23 protein-coding genes and 1 pseudogene are annotated in these 20,888 nt (G+C 68.7%); 12 read left to right on the top strand and 12 right to left on the bottom strand.

Features of this window, described 5'->3' with window-relative positions; all coding sequences use genetic code 11:
* Positions 1-104: 104 nt before the first annotated feature.
* The 4 genes from ACGFIG_RS15185 to ACGFIG_RS15170 all read right to left on the bottom strand — a co-directional run bounded on the left by ACGFIG_RS15185 (position 105) and on the right by ACGFIG_RS15170 (position 2,425).
* Complete coding sequence (locus ACGFIG_RS15185; RefSeq protein ID WP_393003117.1) at positions 105-446, bottom strand: nucleotide pyrophosphohydrolase; 342 nt, start codon at positions 444-446, stop codon at positions 105-107.
* A 131-nt stretch (positions 447-577) separates the two neighbouring features.
* The gene (locus ACGFIG_RS15180) at positions 578-793 is read right to left on the bottom strand and encodes a hypothetical protein (RefSeq protein WP_393003115.1); all 216 of its coding nucleotides are present in this window, start codon (positions 791-793) and stop codon (positions 578-580) included.
* Between the two features lie 329 nt (positions 794-1,122).
* Positions 1,123-1,422, bottom strand: coding sequence for a DNA cytosine methyltransferase (locus tag ACGFIG_RS15175; protein ID WP_393003113.1), 300 nt, complete (start codon positions 1,420-1,422; stop codon positions 1,123-1,125).
* A 52-nt stretch (positions 1,423-1,474) separates the two neighbouring features.
* Positions 1,475-2,425, bottom strand: coding sequence for a hypothetical protein (locus tag ACGFIG_RS15170; RefSeq protein WP_393003111.1), 951 nt, complete (start codon positions 2,423-2,425; stop codon positions 1,475-1,477).
* A gap of 78 nt (positions 2,426-2,503) precedes the next feature.
* Here ACGFIG_RS15170 and ACGFIG_RS15165 point away from each other — a divergent pair, with 78 nt between their 5' ends.
* The gene (locus ACGFIG_RS15165) at positions 2,504-4,072 is read left to right on the top strand and encodes an ISL3 family transposase (protein WP_393003109.1); all 1,569 of its coding nucleotides are present in this window, start codon (positions 2,504-2,506) and stop codon (positions 4,070-4,072) included.
* A gap of 191 nt (positions 4,073-4,263) precedes the next feature.
* Here ACGFIG_RS15165 and ACGFIG_RS15160 read toward each other — a convergent pair whose 3' ends face one another.
* The gene (locus ACGFIG_RS15160; RefSeq protein ID WP_393003107.1) at positions 4,264-5,067 is read right to left on the bottom strand and encodes an aminotransferase class IV family protein; all 804 of its coding nucleotides are present in this window, start codon (positions 5,065-5,067) and stop codon (positions 4,264-4,266) included.
* A 26-nt stretch (positions 5,068-5,093) separates the two neighbouring features.
* On the opposite strand from ACGFIG_RS15160, the gene ACGFIG_RS15155 reads away from it, so the two are divergent.
* Positions 5,094-5,471, top strand: a complete 378-nt coding sequence (locus ACGFIG_RS15155) for a MerR family transcriptional regulator (protein WP_393003105.1) — start codon at positions 5,094-5,096, stop codon at positions 5,469-5,471.
* A 22-nt stretch (positions 5,472-5,493) separates the two neighbouring features.
* The gene (locus tag ACGFIG_RS15150; protein WP_393003103.1) at positions 5,494-6,060 is read left to right on the top strand and encodes an AbiV family abortive infection protein; all 567 of its coding nucleotides are present in this window, start codon (positions 5,494-5,496) and stop codon (positions 6,058-6,060) included.
* A gap of 65 nt (positions 6,061-6,125) precedes the next feature.
* Here the strand turns inward: ACGFIG_RS15150 and ACGFIG_RS15145 are convergent, their stop codons facing one another.
* Positions 6,126-7,598, bottom strand: coding sequence for an MFS transporter (locus ACGFIG_RS15145; protein ID WP_393003101.1), 1,473 nt, complete (start codon positions 7,596-7,598; stop codon positions 6,126-6,128).
* Positions 7,599-7,715: 117 nt separating this feature from the next.
* On the opposite strand from ACGFIG_RS15145, the gene ACGFIG_RS15140 reads away from it, so the two are divergent.
* Complete coding sequence (locus ACGFIG_RS15140) at positions 7,716-8,582, top strand: helix-turn-helix transcriptional regulator (RefSeq protein ID WP_393003099.1); 867 nt, start codon at positions 7,716-7,718, stop codon at positions 8,580-8,582.
* Between the two features lie 68 nt (positions 8,583-8,650).
* On the opposite strand, the gene ACGFIG_RS15135 is transcribed toward ACGFIG_RS15140, so the two are convergent.
* From ACGFIG_RS15135 to ACGFIG_RS15115, 5 genes are read right to left on the bottom strand one after another with little or no spacing between them, the layout of a single operon-like run.
* Positions 8,651-9,562: an LLM class flavin-dependent oxidoreductase gene (locus ACGFIG_RS15135; RefSeq protein WP_393003097.1), complete on the bottom strand. Its 912-nt coding sequence runs from the start codon at positions 9,560-9,562 to the stop codon at positions 8,651-8,653.
* A complete protein-coding gene (locus tag ACGFIG_RS15130) occupies positions 9,559-10,089 on the bottom strand; it encodes a hypothetical protein (protein ID WP_393003095.1) in 531 nt (176 codons plus the stop codon). Before ACGFIG_RS15130 ends, ACGFIG_RS15135 begins: the two co-directional genes overlap by 4 nt.
* A gap of 38 nt (positions 10,090-10,127) precedes the next feature.
* Positions 10,128-10,910, bottom strand: coding sequence for an alpha/beta hydrolase fold domain-containing protein (locus tag ACGFIG_RS15125; protein WP_393003093.1), 783 nt, complete (start codon positions 10,908-10,910; stop codon positions 10,128-10,130).
* An 8-nt stretch (positions 10,911-10,918) separates the two neighbouring features.
* The gene (locus ACGFIG_RS15120) at positions 10,919-11,704 is read right to left on the bottom strand and encodes an SDR family NAD(P)-dependent oxidoreductase (RefSeq protein ID WP_393003091.1); all 786 of its coding nucleotides are present in this window, start codon (positions 11,702-11,704) and stop codon (positions 10,919-10,921) included.
* Positions 11,705-11,726: 22 nt separating this feature from the next.
* Positions 11,727-12,947, bottom strand: coding sequence for an MFS transporter (locus tag ACGFIG_RS15115; protein WP_393003089.1), 1,221 nt, complete (start codon positions 12,945-12,947; stop codon positions 11,727-11,729).
* Between the two features lie 162 nt (positions 12,948-13,109).
* On the opposite strand from ACGFIG_RS15115, the gene mobF reads away from it, so the two are divergent.
* The 6 genes and pseudogenes from mobF to ACGFIG_RS15085 form a co-directional block, all read left to right on the top strand.
* The gene (mobF, locus tag ACGFIG_RS15110; RefSeq protein ID WP_393003087.1) at positions 13,110-14,171 is read left to right on the top strand and encodes a MobF family relaxase; all 1,062 of its coding nucleotides are present in this window, start codon (positions 13,110-13,112) and stop codon (positions 14,169-14,171) included.
* Positions 14,155-14,406: a hypothetical protein gene (locus tag ACGFIG_RS15105; protein ID WP_393003085.1), complete on the top strand. Its 252-nt coding sequence runs from the start codon at positions 14,155-14,157 to the stop codon at positions 14,404-14,406. Before mobF ends, ACGFIG_RS15105 begins: the two co-directional genes overlap by 17 nt.
* A gap of 554 nt (positions 14,407-14,960) precedes the next feature.
* Positions 14,961-16,148, top strand: coding sequence for an IS110 family transposase (locus tag ACGFIG_RS15100; RefSeq protein ID WP_393003083.1), 1,188 nt, complete (start codon positions 14,961-14,963; stop codon positions 16,146-16,148).
* 104 nt (positions 16,149-16,252) lie between these two features.
* The gene (locus tag ACGFIG_RS15095) at positions 16,253-16,843 is read left to right on the top strand and encodes an NADAR family protein (RefSeq protein WP_393003081.1); all 591 of its coding nucleotides are present in this window, start codon (positions 16,253-16,255) and stop codon (positions 16,841-16,843) included.
* 453 nt (positions 16,844-17,296) lie between these two features.
* Positions 17,297-17,791, top strand: coding sequence for a DUF1062 domain-containing protein (locus ACGFIG_RS15090; protein WP_393003079.1), 495 nt, complete (start codon positions 17,297-17,299; stop codon positions 17,789-17,791).
* Positions 17,792-18,296: 505 nt separating this feature from the next.
* Positions 18,297-18,640 (top strand): annotated as a pseudogene (locus tag ACGFIG_RS15085) (transposase); the annotation flags it as partial.
* A gap of 30 nt (positions 18,641-18,670) precedes the next feature.
* Here the strand turns inward: ACGFIG_RS15085 and ACGFIG_RS15080 are convergent.
* On the bottom strand, positions 18,671-19,921 hold the full coding sequence (locus tag ACGFIG_RS15080) for a S8 family peptidase (RefSeq protein WP_393003758.1): 1,251 nt from the start codon (positions 19,919-19,921) through the stop codon (positions 18,671-18,673).
* A 585-nt stretch (positions 19,922-20,506) separates the two neighbouring features.
* Here ACGFIG_RS15080 and ACGFIG_RS15075 point away from each other — a divergent pair.
* Complete coding sequence (locus tag ACGFIG_RS15075; RefSeq protein ID WP_393003077.1) at positions 20,507-20,659, top strand: hypothetical protein; 153 nt, start codon at positions 20,507-20,509, stop codon at positions 20,657-20,659.
* Positions 20,660-20,671: 12 nt separating this feature from the next.
* Positions 20,672-20,794, top strand: coding sequence for a hypothetical protein (locus ACGFIG_RS15070; RefSeq protein WP_393003075.1), 123 nt, complete (start codon positions 20,672-20,674; stop codon positions 20,792-20,794).
* The last annotated feature ends 94 nt before the right edge of the window (positions 20,795-20,888 follow it).

The raw sequence follows: 20,888 nt of genomic DNA, 5'->3' as shown, positions 1-20,888 counted from the left end.
GAAATGATCGTGCGCATGGGGGGCGTGTCCAGCCACAGCCGGAAGCCCGTCGTTACGCGCCTGTATGAGGGGACTGTAGCGAAGAGATCAACTCATCGCCACGATCAAGGCCGTGCCTTTGCGGCCGAGCCCTTCGCCCGCTCCACCGGATACCGGACGGCCACCTCGTCGAGTTTGGTCATGGCAGCTTCGACGAGGTCGATGTCGAGCACGTCGGCGAGTCGCGTCAGATAGACCATGACGTCGCCGATCTCGGCCTTGACCCGGGCACTGGCCTCTGGGTCGGACATGACCTCGGTGGCCTGCTCGGGCGTAAGCCACTGGAACTCGGCGATCAGTTCACCCACCTCGCCGGCGAGCGCCATGGCCAGGTTCTTGGGCGTGTGAAACTGTTGCCAATCACGTTCGTCCGCGAACGCGCGCAAGCGTGCCGCCAGGAGATCCATTCGCGTGATCCTGCCATGCCAAGCGTGGCTCGTCGTACGTCGGGCCTGGCAGCACATGCGAAAGCCGACCAGATCGGCGACGACGGAACCAGAACGGTCAGGCCCGTGAACCACCGAGCCTGACTGTTCTGTCACAGGCTGACGAACAGCGGCCCGGCCACGGTGGTGCGTGGGTCCGCGCCGCCGTCGCCGGGGCGGCCGGGTCCGCGGGCGTCGGAGGCGCGGGAGGTGGGCAGGGTCCGGGCCGGTACCCGCACGGCCGCCGACGGCAGGGTGAGGTCCCCGTGCGACCCGCGCTGCCCAGGGCAGCCCTTGGTGCCGTCGCTGGCCCTCGGGGTGGGCAGCACCCAGCACCGGCTCGCCGGCCTGAGGTGCCGGTGTCGCTGGCTCTTGGTGTCGGCAGCAGTCAGGCAGCGTCGGTCAGGGTGCGGTCCGCGTGTCCGGTGGGTGTGGCGCGTGCGGCGGTGGCATTCGCGGAGGAGCGGCTGTCGGCCGCCGTCGGTATCGGCGGCAGCGGGGTGGCGATGCCGGCGAGGCTTGGCCGGCGGGCCGCCCCGGCCGTTGGGGACATGTTCGACCCGTAGGCCACCGCGGTCGGGTCGGTAGTAGGCCGTGGCGGGTTCCGGTCGGTTCGATGAGGTCGGGCAGCCCGTACTGGTGGCCGGGGCCCTTGCCGTCACGGGCGCATGGTGTCGGCAACGTCCGCACCTCCCTGGAGTGGCTCGGCGGGAGTGGCCAGCAGGAACAGCCGGTCTCTGCGGTGGGCGGCGCCGACGTCGGATGCGCGTAGGCATAGCCAGCTCGTGTCGTATCTGATCGTGGCCAGATCACGGTGGACGATGTCAAGTCTTCGCTGAAGGAGAGCGGCGACGTTCTCCACGAAGAGCAGCTGCGGTCGAAGGACGCGAACGGCTTCGGCGACGTGGGTTCCAGACGCTGGAGTCTTTACCGGTGATGCCGACACGTCTCCCGGCATTGGAGATGTCCGCGAGCGACGCGTGTCCCGGGCGGCAGGTTCAGGGCGTGGGTCATGAGTCGAAGCTCCGTCGCAGCAGTTGATTGACGCGGTCGCGGTCGATGGCGGTGATCTGGCGCAGCGCGTCGTCCCATTCGGTGCTGGTGAAGTGCGGGCCGGATATCAGGTCGTGCAGCCGCTGGACCGGTGCCGCCCAGTCCTGCTGCCAGATCTCCGGTTCCAGGACGGTGCGCAGCTGATCGAGTGCCTGGTGTAGATAGGCCAGCCGGGGCAGGTGGCGGGGTGTGACCACCGCGTTCGCGCAGGCGGTGCAGGCCAGGAACGACGCCCAGCATGACTCTCCGGGCTCGCTGAACGGGCTGGCGTGGTAGCCGGTGCAGCCGGTGGTGGCGGTGTCGCGGCTCGGGTCGCTGTCGATGCGGCTGGCCCGGGCGTGGAAGGTCGTGTAGGCGGCCGCGATTGCGTCGGCGACGCCGGCGCTGATCTTCAGTGCGGCTTCGGCATGGGTGCGCGGGTCCGGCAACACGTAGCGCGTGTCGTGGGTCTCGCGGGTGTGCTGCGTCGGCGTGCGGCGATGCGCAATCACGACGGTTCTGCGCAGCCGTCGCAGATTGAGGCTGACCCCTTCGCCGAAGCTGGTGCGCCGGTTGTGCCAGATGTTGTCCTGCCAGCCGGTCTCGAACATCCGGCTGGGATCGCCCGCGACGCTGCGGGGACTCCATCCACGGCGCCAGATGATGAGAGCCGATCGGATGGCGTGCCCAGGGCGGGCGAGTGTCTCCCGGGCGGCCCACGTGGCCTCCAGCGCCTGGGTCACCAACCGGCAGGGTGAGTTCGCGCCCCAGTCGGCGAGGTTGCGGGTCTCGTACTGGGGCGCGGCACCGCGGCGCCGTTTCTCCAGTTCGATCCGGTGGATGATCTGGTCGGGGTTGCCGGCGTCCGGGGTCGAGTCCGGAATCCTCAGCTCCATCACCGGGGTGACGTTCCAGCCGTAGGCGGCCACTGTCAACGCCGGCTGAACTTTGGCTCTGGCACACATTTTGTGAGTCGCGCTCGTCGGTAGTTCGGGTTGGGTGCCGGGATGGAGATCATTCCGGCGTTGCTGCCGCACCTGACGGGCCTGCGGTTGGGTGCGGTGGTGGTCCGCGGCGTCGGGGTCAGGATCGACGCGGCGACCCAGACGGTGCGGGCGCGGTGTGGCGCGTGCGGCACCTGGTCAACCACTGTGCATGGTCGCTATGTGCGGCGGCTGGCCGATGTCAGGTTGGGTGGCCATGAGGTGCTGGTCGCGCTGACGGTCCGCCGATTCACCTGTGCGAACGCCGGATGCCTGCGGCGAACGTTCGTCGAGCAAGTGCCCGGTCTGACTCGTCGGCATGCCCGTCACACCGTCTTGGCGGCGGGCGACCTGGAGGCGGTCGCGGTGGCGTTGGGCGGTCGACCGGGCAGTCGGTTGGCGCAGCGGTTGGCGGTGTCGGTATCGCGGATGACGTTGATCCGGATGATCCGGCGGATGCCCGATCCGCCGCCAGGGACTCCGACGGTGCTGGGCGTGGACGATTTCGCCCGCCGTCGTGGCCACCGCTACGCGACCGTGCTGCTCGACATGCACACCCGCCGGCCGATCGACATCCTGCCCGACCGCACCGCCGACACCCTCGCCGCCTGGCTGCGCGACCATCCCGGCGTTCAGATCATCTGCCGCGATCGAGGCGGTAGCTATGCCGACGGCGCCCGCAAGGGAGCACCTGACGCGATTCAGATCGCCGACCGGTGGCACCTGCTGAAGAACCTCAGCGACACCGTCGAGAAAGTCATCCGCGGGCACCGCCGATGCCTACGTACGCACACCGCTTCGACACCCGCCCTGGCCCCGCCGACCGACGAGCCGGTCAGGACGGGACGTCGGGCAGCGAACACCCGCCAACGCCATACGGCCGTGCACGCCCTGCGAGCCGAAGGACTCTCAATCAGCGCGACCGCCCGCCGCCTCGACATGAACGTCAGAACTGCCCGCAAGTACGCCCACGCCGCCACCGCCGAGGCGTTGATCGGCCCGAACGCCAGCAGCCGACCCAGCGTCCTTGCCCCGTTCCACTCCTACCTGCGGCAACGCCTCACCGAGGGCACCCATCAGACCGCTGACTTGCACGGGGAGATCGTGGCCCGCGGCTATCAAGGGAGCTTGCGGGTGCTGCGGGACTGGCTCGCAACGAACCGCACCCGACCCACCCCTGCAACCGCAGTCCGGGTGCCGTCGGCACGGCGGATCACCGCCTGGATCATGCGACCCGGCCACAAACTCACCGACGACGACCGCGCTGATCTCGCCGACGCCCGCAGTCGCTGCCCGGACCTCGATACCGTCGCCGGTCTCGCCCGCAGGTTCGCCGCCCTGGTCCGCCACCAGGGCACCGGGCAGCACCTCGACGCCTGGATCGACCACGCCCGCCACGCCGGATACCCCGAGATCCGCGGCTTCGCCGCCGGCCTCGCTGGCGACCGCGACGCCGTCGTTGCCGGCCTCGCCCAGCCCTGGAGTTCAGGTCCGGTCGAGGGTCAGGTCAACCGCATCAAGACGATCAAGCGACAGATGTATGGCCGCGCGAACATCGACCTCCTACGCAAACGCGTCCTGACCAACCCGTGAGCCACCACCAAGACCAATCACAGAAAGTGTGCCAGAGCCAGTTTTCAGGCGGAGCCGACATCGGTTCCTGCTCGACTCGGGTATCGCTCCGGACGTGGTCGACGTGGCCACCCGCTCCAGCTCGACTGGGCCGCGCGGTGGCCGGCGGTCACGAGCGGGTTACCGCCGTTACACCACTGCGCTCTCGACGATCACGGGGCGACCGCAGGCTCCTCGGCATAGGCAGCGTTCAGAATGTGCAGGAATTCCTGGTCCTGGACGAGCGGCTCGTCGCCGAGTCGCGCGACCGCGATGCCCGGCGTCCACGAGTTCATCACCGCGGCCGCGAGACGCCCGCCGAGCTCGCCGCGCCTGACCTCCTGCGTCCGTTGAGGGACTCTTAGTGCGTCGAGTCGGCGCGTCAGGATCTGCATCGTGACGCCGGGGAGGACCTCGGCGCACGGCCAGATAACGGCCTCTCCGTCCCAGAAGGCGAGGTTCCAGATGGTGGCCTCGCTCAGCCGACCCGATCGGTCGGCGAACGCGGCGTCGTCGAAGCCCCGGGCGCTCGCGCGCCTGAGCAGGAGCGTCTTGGACACCTCGCCGACGTGCTTGACGCGGGGAAGATGCCGCTCGTGCTCGACGACGTCGAGCGAGAGAGGTCCGGACGGCGCAGTCGCGGGATCGGTGACCTTCACCAGCACGTCGAGGTCAACGTCGTCCCCAGCGGGGGCGAACTCTCTCGGCCGCGAGGAGACGAAGCATGTCAGCGACGCGTCCGGGGGAGCGGCCGCCAGAGCGCTGCGCATCTGCTCGAGGATCGTCTCGTCAGCCAGGTGGCGGCCGAAGAGCTCGTCGCTGGCGTCCCGGAGACGGGCCAGGTGCAGGTCCAGCCCCCGCACACGATGGTTCCGGACCTGCATCGCGGTGAAGTGGGCGAACCCGGCGAAGGCCAGTGGCGCGAGATCCGCCGCCTCGGCCGCCCTACCATTGAACAGAGTGATCGATGTGGTCATGCAAGCGACCGTAGGAGTTGACACCAGTGGCAGGGGCAAGCGGCGCGACCCAGGGAACGGCGCTGCGGATCGGCGATGTCGCGGCTCTCACGTCGGCCACGCCGCGGATGCTGCGTCACTACGAGAACCAGGGCCTCATCGCCGCGGAGCGCTCGTCCGCCGGCCAGCGCCTGTTCGATCCGTCCGTCGTCGAGCAGGTCCGCTCCATTCGGTGGCTGCTCGGCGCAGGGTTGCCCGTGGAGGCTATCCGCGAGCTCCTCGACTGCATCCACGACACCGACCGCCTCGAACCGTGCGCAGTTCCGCTGCTCGTGGAGCACCTTCAGGCGTACGACCGCCGCATCGCCGAGCTCACGACGACGAGGGACGCGCTGCAGGGGCTCATCGACGCGTCGAACGGGTGATGATCGATCATCTGCGTCCCTGATGGCGGCTTGGATCACCGTCGACACGATGTCGTTTCACGTATCAGTGCACGAGCCTCCGCCGATACTTGGATCATGGCGAAGGCGCGCGAGAAGGAACCCGAGACCATCACCGCGGACGGACTTCGCGCGGCGGCGGTGGAAGTCCCTGATGGCGAACACGGTCGCGCTGGTCGAGGACGCGGCGCTCCTCGCCTCCCATGACGGCCCCGGCCGGGCGCAGGCGCTGATCGTGCTCGCCATGGAGGAACTCGCCAAGGCGCGCTGGCTGTACGAGGCGGCCGAGCACCAGTGGACGGCTCCGCTTGGCCTCTACGGCCTCGAACCGAGGCCCGCGGGCGACGTGATCGTGCCGGAGGGTCTGAGCTCGACCCGACGGCCCGAGCAGGATCGCATCGCCGAAGCTGACCGGTTGCTCTCCGAACTCGGAGAAGATGATCGCGGTGCCATCGCGCACGATGATGATCCGCACGCAGTCGTACGCTGCCGGCCCGATGGGGCGGTGAATGCTGCGGGTTCGGGCCTTGAGCGGCTCAACCATCATCGCGGTGACCCGCCGGTTGGATGAGCGTCCCGCGGGTGTGGGGAGGCCCCGACATCGCCCGCAGGACGCTCATCTGTGGTTCGGCCGGTCTATGCGGTGACCTCGGCCTGCTCAGCGGCGGGTACGGCGTCTTCCTGCGTGGCTGCTTCGGGCAGGCGGAGGAAGATCGCGAGGATGATCGCTGCGCCGATGGCGATGGCGGCGTTGCCGCCGATCGCAAGCTGCAGGCCCGGCAGCAGGGTGGCTGCGACGACGCCGGTGGCGATGGCCGACATCACCGGGGTGCCGAGGGCGATGCCGACCTGCTGGCTCATCGTCACCAGCCCGGTTGCGAGGCCCTGCTTGTCGGCGGGGACGCCTGCGGTGGAGGCGACAACGTAGCCGACGATCGCCACGAGGTTCGCGATGCCGCCGATGAAGGTGAGGATCAGGATCGGGATCAGCCAGTTCCGGCTGTCGCCGGCGAACGCGAGCGGCGCCGTCGCTGCGGCCTGCACGATGAGCCCGGCGACGATCGCGGTCTTGGCGCTGGTCTTGCCGATGATCTTCGGCGCGATGAGCCCGCCGATGACGGTGCCGATGCCGAGCACGCCCAGGATGAGGCCTGCGGTGATCGCCGAATAGCCGAGGATCTGCTGGAGGTAGAGGGTGAGCAGGAACACGAGCGAGGTGAAGGTGCCGAACGCGAGGAGGCCGGCGGTGTTGCCCCAGCCGATGTTGCGGCGCTTCAGCAGCCCTGGGGCCACCAGCGGTTCCTTGACGCGACCCTCGATCGTGAAGAACACGACGAACAGGATCAGGGCGGCCAGGATCGGCCCCCAGGTTCCGGGGTGGGTCCACCCGGCGTGACCGGCGGTGTCGATCCCGAACACGAGGGCGACCAGGGCGAGGGTGATGGTGATCGCGCCGGGCACGTCGAGCTTCGGGCGCTGGCCGGCCGCGGGCTCGCGCAGGACGAACGGGGCGACGAAGATGACGGCGACGGCGACGGCGACATTGATGAAGAACGCCCACCGCCACGAGACCGCGCCGGTGAGGAGGCCGCCGAGCACAGCGCCCGCCGTGAACCCGGCCGCCATGAGCGCCCCGTTGAGTCCGAGCGCCTTGGAGCGTGCCGGACCCTCGGGGAACATCGTCGTCATCAGCGACAGCGCGGCGGGGGTGACCATCGCGGTGGCGATGCCCTGTCCGATCCGTGCCGCGATGAGCAGCACGGGCTCGGTGGCGAGCCCGCCGGCCAGCGACGAGCCGCCGAGCAGCACGATGCCGATCATGAACAGCCGCTTGCGGCCGAACAGGTCGGCAACACGGCCGAAGAACAGTGTGAACCCGGCGGCGCAGAGCGCGAAGGAGGTGACGATCCACTGCAGCGCGGAGGTCGGGAACCCGAGCTCCGTGCCGATGTGCGGGAGCGCGACGTTGAGGATCGAGAAGTCCACGGCGAGGGTGAAGTTCGCCGTCAGGAGGACGGCCATCGCGATCTTCTGGATCGGCGTGAAGCGCTCCGCCGGGATCGAGGTCGCGGCGGTGCGTGGTGGTGGTGCGGTGTCTGTTTTGCTCATGCCACCCAGACTCGGGCCGCGCGAATGAGGTAGCCAGATCCCCGGTTGCCTGGCCTATCGTTGCCTAGCACTCACAGGGTCAGGCTCCGCTCGCACGAGTGGCAGACAATGGATGCCATGGCAGCACAGTCTCTGGATACGGACGGCCCGGTCACCGAGCTGGGCGAGTTCCTGCGCTCACGCCGCGACCGCATCTCGCCCGACGAGGCCGGCGTCAACTCCTACGGCCGTCGCCGCGTGCCGGGCCTGCGCCGTGAAGAGCTCGCGCAGCTCGCCGGTGTTTCCGTCACGTATCTGACTCGGTTGGAGCAGGGGCAGTCGCAGAACGCCTCGGATGCGATCATCGACGCGCTCGCCCGTGCCCTGCAGTTGGATGCCGACGAACGCGCCCACCTGTACGCCCTCGCGCATCCGGCCCCGGTCAAGCGGCCCCAGGCGTCGAAGCCGGAGGTCGCCAAGCCGGGCGCGGAGCAGTTGCTGCACTCGATGGGCGATGTGCCTGCGGTGCTGCTGGGCCGGTTCAACGACATCCTTGCGTGGAATCGTGCTGGGCATCTGCTGCTGGCCGGGCACCTGGACTGCGACGCACCTTCCGACGTGGAGGATCGTCCGAACCAGCTCAAGCTCCTGTTCCTTGACGAGCACACCCGCGACCTCTACGTCGATTGGACCGACGAGGCCGCCCTTGCCGTCGCCTCGCTGCGGTATGTCGCGGCGCAGTTCGCCGAAGATCGCCGCCTCGCCGCGCTGGTCGGCGAGCTGTCGATGAACAGCCCCGAGTTCGCCCGCCTCTGGGCGGGCCACGACGTCCGCCTGTGCACGAACGGGTCGAAGCGGTTCCGCCATCCCGAGGTCGGAGAGCTGGAACTCGGGTACGAGGTGCTGCACCTGCCCGAGGGCAACGGGCAGCGCATCCTCACCCACACTGCCGAGCCCGGCAGCGCATCGTTCGCCGCCCTGCGGCTGCTGACCTCAACGTCCTGACGCCAGGCCTGAAAACGTCGAAGCGCTCCGAGGAAATCTCCTTGGAGCGCTTCACTGTGCGCAGCAGGCTATGCGGCGAAGCGTTCGGCGAGCAGCCGGTGGGAGGCCAGTCGGTCTGCGGGATCGCTGGTGAGGGTGTTGACCATGATTTCCTCAGCCCCGTGCGCCGCCGCGAGCGCGGTCAGCTCGGCATGTACCTCGTCGGGGGTGGCGGCGCTGATGGTCTTGCCGCGGGCCTTCGCGCGGATGCGCTCCTGATCGTTCCACCCGTGACGGGCCGTGGTCTCGGCGGACGGGATCGGCCCGTCCTGGCCGAGGTCTTTGCACGCCCGCCACAGCAGCAGCGCATCGCCCTGGGCTTGCGCCCGCTGCTCGGTCTGGGCCGTGATGACCCGCACCGCGAGCATCGTGTGCGCGGCGTGCCCGGCCTCGTCCGCGGCCTCCCGATAGGCGTTGGTGGCTTCCTCGCCGCCGCGGGGTACGGAAGAAGTGCTCGTGCGCATATCCCGCGCCGAGCTCGCCGGCCAGCGGCGCGGTCGAGCCGCCTGCGCCGAGCACCCACACCCGGCCAGCGGCTTGCCAGCCACCGGTCCGTGCGGCGAACCGCGCTCGCGAACGAGCTGGGCGGTCTTCTCGCCGTAGCGTTGGTCGTCCAGCGCCGCCCGTCCGGTGTCCACGCGATCTCCGTGCACCTGCCCGAGGGTTCCCATCACCTCAGCGACCTTGGACGCCGGGTACAGCGGGAGCAGGATGCGGCCAGTGCCGACCCGGGTCGTGGTGGTGCGTTCAAGGGCGAGGGAGGTCATCATCTCCGGGGCCGGGCTCGCGAACGAGCGCGAGCGGTGGTGCTCGGCGAACCAGATCCGCTGATACCCCAGCTCCTCAGCCTCCTGTGCGAAGCGGATGCCGCTCGCGACGGCCTCCGCCTCCGTGGGGGCGTGCTCGGTGAGGGGCACCTGGTCGAGGATCGAGATCCTCACGCCGACCACAGCTCCTCGCCTGCGGGGTGGAGGACGGGGATGATGCGCCAGTCACCACCGACCTGGAACACGAGATTGTGAATGTCCGCGCCCGCGATCGTGCGCAGCACCGGGATCAGCTCCTCGGCGTGCTCAGCCTTGGCGACATTGAGCGGCCATTCCCCGATTGTGGCGCCGCGCAGGTGCGGGTGGTGGATCCCGGCTCCGTAGGTGGCGATGATGCTGATCGGGGCGAGGTTCGCGGCCCGCTGCTCGGGCCAGGTCAGCAGCCAGGAAGCGATGAGTCCGCCGCGCTGGTCGCGGTGCAGGCCGGTGACCTGGATCTTCCCGGAGCCGGCGAGCAGGTGCTCGTTGAACTCTGCCAGCACCCGCCGCGTCGGGGCATCCAGGAGGTCAACGGCCTCGGCGAAGGCCGACTCCTTGCCGGAACGGGTGACGTGCCCGAAGTGGTTGCCGTCGCGCAGGTCGATGAAATGCCGGGTCAGCGCCTCCATGGGCGCAGGAACGGTCGTATCGATGGTGGTCATGAGGGGGCTCCTCTCGTTGTCGCGGTGTTGTGGTCAGGTCAGTTGCGGGTAGCGCTGAGCGCCGGAGTGGACAGTGCGGCTGCGACCGCCGCCGTCACGTTGCTGCCGGAGCGGAGCAGCTCTGCGTGCCCGGCGCCGGCGACGGTGTGCATCACCGGCACCCCGTCGGCACGGAGCCGGCCCGCGTAGGCGGCCACGTCATCGCGCACCGGATCGTCCTCACCGACCACCAGAGCGACCGGGGCGAGCCCGGCCAGATTCGATGCCGCGAGCGGTGCCGGCGGAAACGTCGGATCGGGCGCCCTGCCGAGCCAGAGCTGCCAGGCGACGCGCAGACTGGCGGCGCTCGGGAACGCACCGGAATCAGCCGCGTAGGAGGGGCGGTCGCATGCCGGGTCGAGCGGCGGATACGCGAGTAGGTGCGGCGGCACCGGCTCACCGGCGTCGCGGCGAGCGAGCACGGCGATGGCAGCGACGGTACCGCCGGCGCTATCGCCACCCACGACGACCGGCAAGCCTTCTGTCTGGTTCTCAGCCCAGGTGAGCGCGGCGAGCATATCGAGCACGGCGGCCGAAAAGCGGTGCTCCGGCGCGGGACGGTAGTCCACCGACGCGACCGCCCATCCCGAACGGGCGGTGAGCGCGGCCGTGACCGGCGCCCAGGCCGCGGCGGAACCATACTGCCAGGAGCCGCCGTGCGCCCACACCAGCCATCCCCGCGGCGTGCTCGGGCGGTGCGTCAGGATCGGCACCCGCGCACCGTCTGTGGCGACCGCACTGGTGAACGCCGCCTCGGGTGCAATGACAGTCGTCATGGTCATCCTGCTCCTCAGAGCTGGCGCAGCGCGCCGCCATCGACCGACCACTCCGCGCCCGTCACCTGTCCGGCCCGCGGCGAGAGCAGGTAGGCGATCACGCCGGCGACGTCCTCGGGGCGGCCGATCCTGCCGGTGGGCAGGCGGCGCTCCTCCCGGATGAACCGATCGACCGCGGTGTCGGGATCGGTGCCGAAGCGCGCGGCGAGCTGTTCGGCGAAGCCGCCCTGCGCATCGAACAGAGCAGTGCGGGTGGGGCCGGGCGAGACGACGTTCGAGCGCACCCCGACCGGGCCGAGCTCAGCTGCGAGCGACTTCGACAGCGACAGGATCGCTGCCTTCGACGCCGCATAGGGCGCCATCGTCGGATCGGGCATCCGGGCGGCCTCACTGCCCAGGTGCACGATGCTGCCGCCACCGGCCTCCCGCATCGCGGGAATCACCGTACGGGTCAGTCGGGCGACGGCGAACAGGTTGACCTCGAACGTCGACCGCCACAGCTCGTCCTCGATCTCGGCGAACGAGTCGCGGGTGTCGAACAGGGCGGCGTTGTTCACCAGGCCGTCGATGCGACCATGCCGTTCAAGAGTCTGCGCCACGAGCCGTGCCGTGGTTTCCGGGCTGGTGAGGTCGGCGGCGATGAAGTCGGCCGAGGCCGGCAGCACGCCGTCGCCGGGTTCGCGGCGGGCGACGGCGACGACGGTGGCGCCCTCGGCTGCGAGGTTGTGGGCGGTGGCGAGGCCGATGCCGCTGGTTGCGCCGGTGATGATGACGACGCGGCCGTCGAGTTCGAGATGCATGAGCGGGCTCCTTCTCAGGGAGTCAGGGACGGATGGATGCGGTCTTGCGGCGCGCGGCGATGCGGGCGGCCACGATGAGGGCGAGCCCGAGGAGGGTGAGCGCCCCGCCGGTGATGGTCGGGCTTCGCAGCCCCCATCCGGCGGCGATGGCCGCGCCTGCGAGGCTGACGCCGATGGTGTTGCCGAGGTTGAACGCGGCGATGTTCGTGGCCGACGCGAGTGTCGCGGCGCCCTGTGCGTGGCGCATCACCCGCGCTTGCAGGCCGGGCACCGTCGCGAAGCCGACGAGCCCGAGCAGGAACAGCAGGATCGCCACGAGGATCGGCATACCTGCGACGGCGCCGAGCGTCAGGATCACGACCGGCAGCAGGATCGACAGGACCAGCACCGCGTTGTCGGGGTTCCTGTCGGCGGCTCTCCCGCCGAGGATGTTCCCGGCGAACAGGCCCGCTCCGAAGACCACCAGCAGCGACGGAATCGCGGCGGTGGAGTAGCCGGTGACCTCGCGCAGCAGCGGCTCAATGTAGGTGAACACCCCGAACATGCCGCCGAACACCAGTGCGGTGGTGAGCAGTGAGGCGAGCACCTGCGGGCGGACCAGCGCACGGAACTGCTGAGCAACGGGGAGCTGATCCTGCTCGGGGTCGGTCTTGGGCACCAGGGCGATGAGCCCGGTGAGGGCGACGACGCCGAGTGCGCTGATGATCCAGAACACCGTCCGCCAGCCGAGCTGTTGCCCGACGAGCGCGCCGGCCGGCACGCCGAGCACGTTCGCGATCGTCAGTCCCGCGAACAACGCAGCCACCGCAGAAGCCCGCTTGCTCGTTGGTACGAGCGCGGCGGCGAGCACGGCGCCGATGCCGAAGTAGCCGCCGTGTGCGAGCGCCGCGACGATCCGGCCTGCGAGCATCACCTCGTATGTCGGCGCCCATGCCGAGAGCATGTTGCCGACGACGAAGAACCCCAACAACAGAACGAGCGCGTACTTCGGGGGTTGCCGCATGAGGAACGGGGTGATGATGAGCGCGCCCGGCACAACCGCGAGTGCGTAGACGCCGACGAGGTGCCCGGCCTGGCTGATTGTGACGCCGAGATCGTCGGCCACCTCGGTGAGCAGGCCGGCGATGACGAACTCGGTCAACCCGATCCCGAACCCGCCCACGCTGAGCGCGAGCAGCGCCAACGACGCGGCACGGCGCGTCACACCAGTGGACTTGGTCGAAGGGGCGGCAGCGGTCGTCATTCGGCGTTTTCCTCCTCGGTCGGGTTTCCTGAGGAGCGGCCGTATCTGCCATGGCCCAGTCCCATATCCACCATGCGTGGGTGCCGAGGAGGTAGCCAGAACCCTCGGTTGCCTAGCACTGGCAGGGATAGGCTCTGTGTGCGCCCTGTTCACCTCGTGGATATGACGGTCTCGATGCGGGTGATGTCGGCCGGTGCCGGCTACGAGTACCTGCTGCGCACCGTCGCCGTCGGCGATGGCGACCGTGATTTCTCGACTCCGTTGACGAGGTATTACACGGAGGAGGGAACTCCTCCGGGGTTTTGGATGGGGTCGGGTCTGCCGTATCTCGGCGGCGGTGAGCTCGCCGAGGATGGGCAGGTGTCCGAGGCGCAGCTTCAGCTCCTGGTTGGGATGGGCCGCGACCCGATCACGGGTGAGCCGCTGGGTGAGGCGTATCGGCAGTACGCGAGCGTGCAGGACCGCGTCGGCCGGCGGGTCGTCGACCTCGACCCGGAGCTTGGGCCGGTGTCTCGTGCGGAGCAGGTCGCGACGATTGAGGCGGAAGAGGCCGAGCGCGGCTCCCGTCGGGCGGTTGCGGGCTACGATCTGACGTTCTCGGTGCCGAAGTCGCTGTCGGCGTGGTGGGGTGACGCGGACGCGGGCACGCAGTCGCTGATCGCGGACGCGCACCATCAGGCGGTGGCGAAGGTGATCGCGTTTCTCGAACGCGAGGTCGCGGCCACCCACGTCGGCGCGGCCGGACCGGAGGGCGCGGTCGCGCATGTCGATGTCGCAGGCGCGCTCGCGACCGCGTTCGATCACCACGATTCCCGCTCCGGCGACCCGCAACTGCACACGCACGTGGTGGTGAGCAACAAGGTGCTCACGGTGCAAGATCAGAAGTGGCGGACCCTGGCCGGGCGGCCGGTGCACGCCTCGGTCGTCGCACTGTCCGAGCTGTACAACGCGACCCTCGCCGACCGGATCACCGACATGTTCGGGATCGAGTGGGAGGGCCGGGATCGGAACCCGGTGTGGGAGCTCGCCCCGGTGCCCGAACTGGTCGACAAGTTCTCCTCACGGTCCCGGCAGATTGAGGAGGAGAAGCCCCGCCTGATCGACGCCTACCGGAACAAGCCGGAACAAACACGGCCGCGAGCCGTCGGCGAAGACCGTGCTCAAGCTTCGCGCCCAGGCGACGCTGGCGACTCGTCCGGAGAAGCGGGTGCAGTCGCTCGCTGACCTCACCGTCGGATGGCGACACCGCGCCACCGAGCTGCTGGGTGAGGACGCGACCGCCTGGGCACGCACCCTCACCACAACCGGAGAGCAGGCGGCCTTGTTGCGGGCCGATGACGTACCGATCGACACCATCACGGACCTCGGCCGTTCGGTGGTCGCGGCGGTGGGTGAGAAGCGGTCGACGTGGCGGCGCTGGAACCTCCACGCCTCGGGTGAAGGCGTGCAGATGAGGTAGATCGCCCGCGCGGACCTGGACCATCCAGAGCGAGAGCTGGTCGGCGTTTCTCGGCTGTGGCGTCAGGAGTTCGGCGAAGCCGGCGCCGCTCACGCGTCGATCACGCCGATGTCCTGGCGAAACGCCAGATCAGCGAAGTGCGGCTGGAGTACTAGTCGATGCGTTTACTGCCGGCACCGCGATGTTGACGGACGTTCTGGACTCGGCCCATTCGACCCGTGCGCCTGGCGAGTCGGGGCCGGTTCTACCGGATGCGCCTACAGCCAGGCAGTAACCAGCGTCATCTCATCGGCTACGACAGCGCATTGCGCCGGGCGCGGCCAACGCGCGGACAGCGGCTACTTGTTTCATTGACCTGCGACCGTGGCCCGGCCAGGCTTCGGTCGAGGCGCCCGGGTTGTCGCTCTCATTGCGGCTGCCCACGCTGGTCGTGTGGCTCTCATTTGGCCTGCGCAGCCCGGGCGTCGCCCCAGGGCGGGGAGAGGCTCAAGAGGGGTTTGCTCTGCTCGAAGTAGCGTTGCCCTCCCGGCTCGACAACCCAGGTGGATCGAGCAATGGAGGACCTGTTGAGCGTCGCGTTGGATCGCGTGGTCATCGGTATGGACCCGCACAAGCGTTCCGCCACCATCGAGGTCATGGCCCGCGACGAGACCATCGTCGGCGGCGGCCGGTTCGACACCGACCGCGACGGCTACACGGCGATGAGGACCTACGCTAGGCGGTGGCCGCACCGGGTCTGGGCGATCGAGGGCTGCCAGGGCATCGGCCGGCACATCGCCAACCGGCTGCTCGCCGACGGCGAGCAGGTCGTCGACGTCCCGCCGAAGCTGTCCGCCAGGACGCGGGTGTTCGCCACCGGGCAGGGCCGCAAGACCGACGCCACCGACGCCCACTCCATCGCGCTGGTCGGCACCCGCATGGCCGGGCTGCGCCCGGTGGTCAACGATGAGCAACTGGCCCTGCTGCGGATCCTGGTCGACCGACGCCGCTCCCTCGGCGTCGACCACACCCGGATGGTGTCCCAGCTGCACCAACTACTCCTCGAGCTGATCCCCGGCGGGGCGAAGAAGAGCCTCTCCGCCGCCCAGGCCAAGGCACTGCTGGCTACAGTCCGGCCCCGGGACGCGGTCGGCAAGGCCCGACGGCGGGTCGCCGCGGAGCTGATCAGCGACCTCGAACGGATCTACCAACGCACCAAGCAAGCCGACAAGGAACTGAAAGAACTGGTCGCGGCCACCGGCACCACGCTGATGGACCTGCACGGCATCGGACCCTCCGGCGCCGCCCGACTGCTGGTCGAGGTCGGCAACATCACCCGGTTCCCCAACCGAGCCCACTTTGCCTCCTGGAACGGCACCGCCCCCATCGACGCATCATCCGGCGACCAGGTACGACACCGACTCTCCCGCGCAGGGAACAGGCAGATCAACCGGGTGCTGCACATCATGGCCACCGTCCAACTCCGCAACCCCACCGAAGGACGCGCCTACTTCGACCGGAAGAAAGCCGGCGGTAAGACATCGATGGAAGCGATGCGCGCTCTGAAACGACGCCTGTCCGACATCGTCTACCGACGCATGATCAACGATGCGGTGGCCACGGCGGCGGGCCCGGGAGGACAACGGGGAACGGCAACTGGCTCCAGCGTGACCGGCTCTCATCCCCCAGCCGGCTCTTCGGAGAAGTCACTTCCCGGACCCGCCGAGACCCAGGATAGAACGCTCCTCCCGGCGGTGTCTTGACACAGAGGGGAGCCAGATCCGGATGGTAGCCAGCGAACTCGGTTGCCGCTCTGTCGATGCCTGTGACACGGTGCAGATCCCCGACCCCCGGCTCCGAGGCCCAGATGACGATCTACTTCTACGGTGCCGACGAGGTTCCGTACGGTTGCTTCTCCAACTTCTCCGGCCACGGCTTCGACCTCGACGGCCACTGGTGGACGACCTCCGAGCACTATTTCCAGGCTCAGAAGTTCCCCGGTACCCGCCACGCCGAACTCATCCGGCGGACGGCGTCCCCGTTGCGGGCCGCCGAGCTGGGCCGCGACCGGTCCCGGCCGCTGCGCCGCGACTGGGATCGGGTCAAAGACGACGTGATGCGCCAGGCCGTGACGGCCAAGTTCACCGCCCACGCCGACATCCGCGCCATCCTGTTGGACACCGGCGACGAGGAAATCGTCGAGGACACCAGCACTGACCACTACTGGGGACGCGGCCGGAGTGGCACCGGCAAGAACATGCTCGGACGGATCTTGATGCGCACCCGCACCCAGCTACGCACCGACCTCACCCAGAACGCCAATGGCCGGGCTACCTCATCCTCGACGTGGTCCACGACGAGATCAGGTACGTCGAAGTGCTGTACCGATCACCGCTGTGCTGACAGCGCTCGCCTCCACAGTCGCGCGGTCGGCGGCATGAGCGTGCAGCCGACCTAGCCTTCAAGCTGCCCGGGGAAACGCACCTCGACGACCTCGGCCACGGCTTCGCTGTCGCCGCTTTCCGCCACCGTGAGTAGGGCACGGTCTTGGTCTAACGAGATCCCGACGTGCCCGCCTCGCAGGCGGATCGCTGTTCGAGCCGGAAAACCGTTTGAGTCCTCCTTCCGCGTTCCCGTAGGTTGCCGATGCCCCGTCGCAGCGAGGACAGAGGACAAACCGCGTGACCCCGCCCGCTCTTTAGACCTGACGCCTTCTTCCGCGCATCTACAGGCCGACCCTCCCGTCGGTTCTGCCGGGCTGCCCGCGTGCGCCCGTCCATGCAGCGTTTGAGGCCGCGCGCAATCGGCCTCGTGTCAGGTCTTTAGAGAGATCATCATGTCTTCACAACCTCATACTGTGCTGCCCTGGATCGTTCGCCGAACCAGGCTGCCTCTGCTGTCGTTGCGGTGCGTGGACTGCCGGTCGGAGTCGGCCACCACCGGCGAAGGCAGGTTCCGCGTCAACGCCAACGGCAAGCTGCTGGACGTGTGGCTACTGGTCCGTTGCGTCTCCTGCAATCGGACGAGCAAACTCACCGTGCACGAGCGATCGTCCGTCAGATCCCTCGATCCGGCGTTACTCGACGGTTACCACGCCAACGATCCGGAACTCGTGGCGGCCACGCTGCTGGATCCGCTGCTCGCTCGGCGCAACCGGTACACCCTGGACTGGCAGGGGGCCTGGCAGCTGGACACCCCACCGGCACAGCTCGACGAGGCGTGGCCCCTGCAGGTGGAGGTCGACTTCCAGGATCCGGTGCCGGTCCGCCCGGAGCGGCTCATCGCGCAGGGGCTCCACCTCAGCAGAAACGAGGTACTGCGCCGGATCAAGTGTGATATTTCCCTGCGCCGTCCGACGAGCACCGGATTCACTTTTGTCGTGATGATGAGGGACTCGATGAACTAATTTGCACTCCCAGCGGTGCGAGTCGCAGCCGCTACCACGTCACATACGCATACAGCGGGAATCAGAAGTGGGGACATAGGCCGGCTCGCCTATGTCCCCACTTCTGACAATGTTCGTTCGTTGCCGTCTACCGCTCCTGACTTGATCAAATGCACTCAACTCGGCAGATCCGCGCATTGGCGTGCGGCACCAGCAGTCTTGACCCTTACGCACCGTTACTTGGCTCTCGGCGAGGCCGCCCGTGGTGGGTCCCTTTATGGCCGCCCCGGTGGAGCCCATTTCGGCCGTCATAGCCATGATGACCAAGGATCGGTTGTGGGTCCTGAGCAAGGCGCGCACCGAGAAGTCCACCGTGGCGGAGTGGGCTCATGGTATGCGCGCTCCTCTCTGGGCGGTGACGGCGTTGGCAGCGGCTGGGGCTGGAGCTAGTACTGCAACAGCAGTAGGCGAATCGAGTTCGGCTCGCGTTCGTTGGTCTGCCTGTGACGGATGTTGATGTTGGCCGGTGGCATGGGAGTTGGACCGGTTGCACGCGCGGATCGGGCCTCGGTTTCGTCGGTCGCAGCCGCGGCGGCGGGCGCGTCAGTACCTGTGTGGGCTGGTCTCGGGTCTGGGCCGTAAGAACGGTTGGACCCTGGCTGAGCAGGTCGGGATGTGTCGCCGGACGGTATGCAGCGGTTGTTGCGGTGGGCGGACTGGGTCGTCGACGCGGTCCGTGACGATGTGCGGGACTACGTGGTCGAGCACCTCGGCGATCCGGGCGGTGTGCTGATCGTCGACGACACCGGCTTCCTGAAGAAGGGCAACCGGTCGGCCGGAGTGCAACGGCAGTACTCCGGCACCGCCGGTGACGCGTGGCCGGCCGGTGACCGGGCCAGGTCAGAGCGCCGGCGACAGGTACAGGAGACGGTTGGGCGAGCCGACCCCCGGGTTGATCACGACCGGGCTGGCGACGCTGAACAGGTAGCTGGCCACCTGGGCCGGCGTCCAGGTCGGGTTGTTGCTGAGGACCCGAGCGGCGACGCCGGCGACGAGCGGTGCGGCGTGTGAGGTGCCGCTGATTGTCTGGGTCGCGGTGATCGAGCTCCACCAGGCCGACGTGATGCGCTCGCCGGGGGCGAAGATGTCCAGGCAGGGTCCGAAGTTTGACCAGCTTGCCCGGTTGTCGTTCGTTGACGTCGCGCCTACGGTCAGCGCGGTCGGCACCGATGCGGGCGAGACGTTGCAGGCGCTCACGTTCGAGTTGCCGGCCGGGACCGTTACCGTGATGCCGTCGGCGACCGCGTTCGTCACTGCGGTGTTGAGCGCGACGGTGGGGCTGGTCAGCACGCCGATGTTCGCCACGGCCGGCTGCCCGGCGGGGTGGTTGGCGATCATCCAGTTGATCCCGTTGATCAGCATTGACAGCGTGCTCGGCAGGGCGCAGTCGAACACCTTGACCGCCACCAGCACGACGTCCTTGGCTGCCCCGTAGGTCGTCCCGCCGACGGTGCCGGCGGCGTGGGTGCCGTGTCCGCTGCAGTCGTTGGCCGGGAGTGCGCCGTCTACGGCGTCGTAGCCGTACACCGCCTGGCCGCCGAAGTCGGCATGGCTGATCTGGATCCCGCTGTCCACGATGTACGCCCGGACGCCGGTCCCGACACTGGTGAAGTTGTAGGTACCACTGAGCCCCAGTGATGCGTCGATCCGATCAAGGTTCCACGGCGCGTTCGTCTGGGTGGTCGCCAAGCTGGTCAACCGGTCCTGCTCCACGACCGCTACCGCCGGGTCGGCGGCCAAGCGCCGGGCCACCGGCTCGGAGGTCCGCACGGAGAAGCCGTTCAGCGCGTCACGCCAGACCTGGTCGGGACGGAAGCCGAACCGGTCGGCGAGGCGGGATACGTCAGCCTGCCGATCCCCGACCGTATCGCCGCTGTCCTTGAGGATGACCACGTAGCTGCCGGGCACCGGGGTGGCGTCGCCGGTGCCGAGGATCTCACCGGTCGTCTCGGAACGCGGTTCGGGGACGGGTGTCGCAGTGGCCGGTCCGGCAGCCGCGGTGAGGAGCATGACCGTGGTGGCGAGCGTGGCAATGGCGGCCGTTCCTGCTCGACGCTCGCGGGCGAAGATCGTGTGGCGGTGGAGCCTCATCTCCCAGCCTCCCTTTGTTCCGGCCATTTCGGCGGGCGTACGACGCGCCGATTGAATGGTCTGAATGGTTTTGCTGGATCGTATCGCCGATATGCAGATGGATTCCATAGCCAATGCATAGAGTTCAATCGACGGAGGTCTTTTTGCGCATCAAGTGAGAAGAGTTCCGGCTCGATGTATCAGGGCTGCTTCCGGTGCTCCGCCTGCGGCTGCTGCTGTCTGCGGGGGCCGCGTTGCGGCCTCGTGCTGGGTGCGGCCCCAGGCCTCGTCAAAGTCGTGGCTGGGTCGGAGTCCGATGAAGCTCGACTGCCTTCGCTCGGGGAGGGCCTGGCCATAGCCCGCGCCGTGGGCAACGTCTTGGCCGCCCGCCGGCGATGGCCCGGAGGAGCTCGCGTAAGTCAATCCTTCTGGGAAGAATTCTGGTGTTGGAACGTTGTTTCGCTGCTGCGCACCGTCACAGGACGACCACAGGCCCTGGTGTCGTACCGCTGATCGAAGCTGCGGCGGCAGGGCGGGGTGGCCCGTGCGTGCGGGGAGGACGGACAGGTCACCCCTGCCAGCCCGCGAGGGAGAGACCGGCAGCAGATGAGCGTCCGCAACCAGCGACCGGCAGCGAACTACCGCCTCTCGGCGTACACCAGTCTGCTGCCGTGGCAGGTTCGCGAGCGACTCTTCAACCCGGTCGGCCTCGGACGCTGCGGCCTGGAGCCCGCCGACGTCTACGACTTCCTCGATTGAGTCGCCGGCGACATGGCCAACGTCTACGCCGCCCTGGCCGCCAGCCACCGGGAGGCCGCCGTCCTCAAGGACACGCTGCGCCGCCGGCGGTCCGAGCAGCCTCGCATCCGCGCCGACCGGGGAAACCGGGCATGACCCAGCGGTACGTCGTCCATCTGCCCGTCGCCGCCGCCGACCTGCCGGCCGCGCAGCGCTGGCCGGAGTGATCAACCGTTGGCTGCTGGTGCTG

It is taken from the genome of Micromonospora sp. NPDC049048 (assembly GCF_043197615.1).
GTDB lineage: Bacteria > Actinomycetota > Actinomycetes > Mycobacteriales > Micromonosporaceae > Micromonospora.
This window is presented reverse-complemented; position numbering and strand designations above follow the sequence as displayed.

Coding starts and splice junctions, on each gene's coding strand:
- ACGFIG_RS15120 (WP_393003091.1), bottom strand. CDS start 11,704: ATGCATCTCGAACTCGACGGCCGCGTCGTCATCATCACCGGCGCAACC.
- ACGFIG_RS15100 (WP_393003083.1), top strand. CDS start 14,961: ATGGAGGACCTGTTGAGCGTCGCGTTGGATCGCGTGGTCATCGGTATG.
- ACGFIG_RS15130 (WP_393003095.1), bottom strand. CDS start 10,089: ATGACCACCATCGATACGACCGTTCCTGCGCCCATGGAGGCGCTGACC.
- ACGFIG_RS15115 (WP_393003089.1), bottom strand. CDS start 12,947: ATGACGACCGCTGCCGCCCCTTCGACCAAGTCCACTGGTGTGACGCGC.
- ACGFIG_RS15185 (WP_393003117.1), bottom strand. CDS start 446: ATGGATCTCCTGGCGGCACGCTTGCGCGCGTTCGCGGACGAACGTGAT.
- ACGFIG_RS15095 (WP_393003081.1), top strand. CDS start 16,253: ATGACGATCTACTTCTACGGTGCCGACGAGGTTCCGTACGGTTGCTTC.
- mobF (WP_393003087.1), top strand. CDS start 13,110: ATGACGGTCTCGATGCGGGTGATGTCGGCCGGTGCCGGCTACGAGTAC.
- ACGFIG_RS15070 (WP_393003075.1), top strand. CDS start 20,672: ATGGCCAACGTCTACGCCGCCCTGGCCGCCAGCCACCGGGAGGCCGCC.
- ACGFIG_RS15150 (WP_393003103.1), top strand. CDS start 5,494: ATGGCGGCTTGGATCACCGTCGACACGATGTCGTTTCACGTATCAGTG.
- ACGFIG_RS15125 (WP_393003093.1), bottom strand. CDS start 10,910: ATGACCATGACGACTGTCATTGCACCCGAGGCGGCGTTCACCAGTGCG.
- ACGFIG_RS15160 (WP_393003107.1), bottom strand. CDS start 5,067: ATGACCACATCGATCACTCTGTTCAATGGTAGGGCGGCCGAGGCGGCG.
- ACGFIG_RS15075 (WP_393003077.1), top strand. CDS start 20,507: ATGAGCGTCCGCAACCAGCGACCGGCAGCGAACTACCGCCTCTCGGCG.
- ACGFIG_RS15175 (WP_393003113.1), bottom strand. CDS start 1,422: ATGCCGGGAGACGTGTCGGCATCACCGGTAAAGACTCCAGCGTCTGGA.
- ACGFIG_RS15165 (WP_393003109.1), top strand. CDS start 2,504: ATGGAGATCATTCCGGCGTTGCTGCCGCACCTGACGGGCCTGCGGTTG.
- ACGFIG_RS15145 (WP_393003101.1), bottom strand. CDS start 7,598: ATGAGCAAAACAGACACCGCACCACCACCACGCACCGCCGCGACCTCG.
- ACGFIG_RS15140 (WP_393003099.1), top strand. CDS start 7,716: ATGGCAGCACAGTCTCTGGATACGGACGGCCCGGTCACCGAGCTGGGC.
- ACGFIG_RS15080 (WP_393003758.1), bottom strand. CDS start 19,921: ATGAGGCTCCACCGCCACACGATCTTCGCCCGCGAGCGTCGAGCAGGA.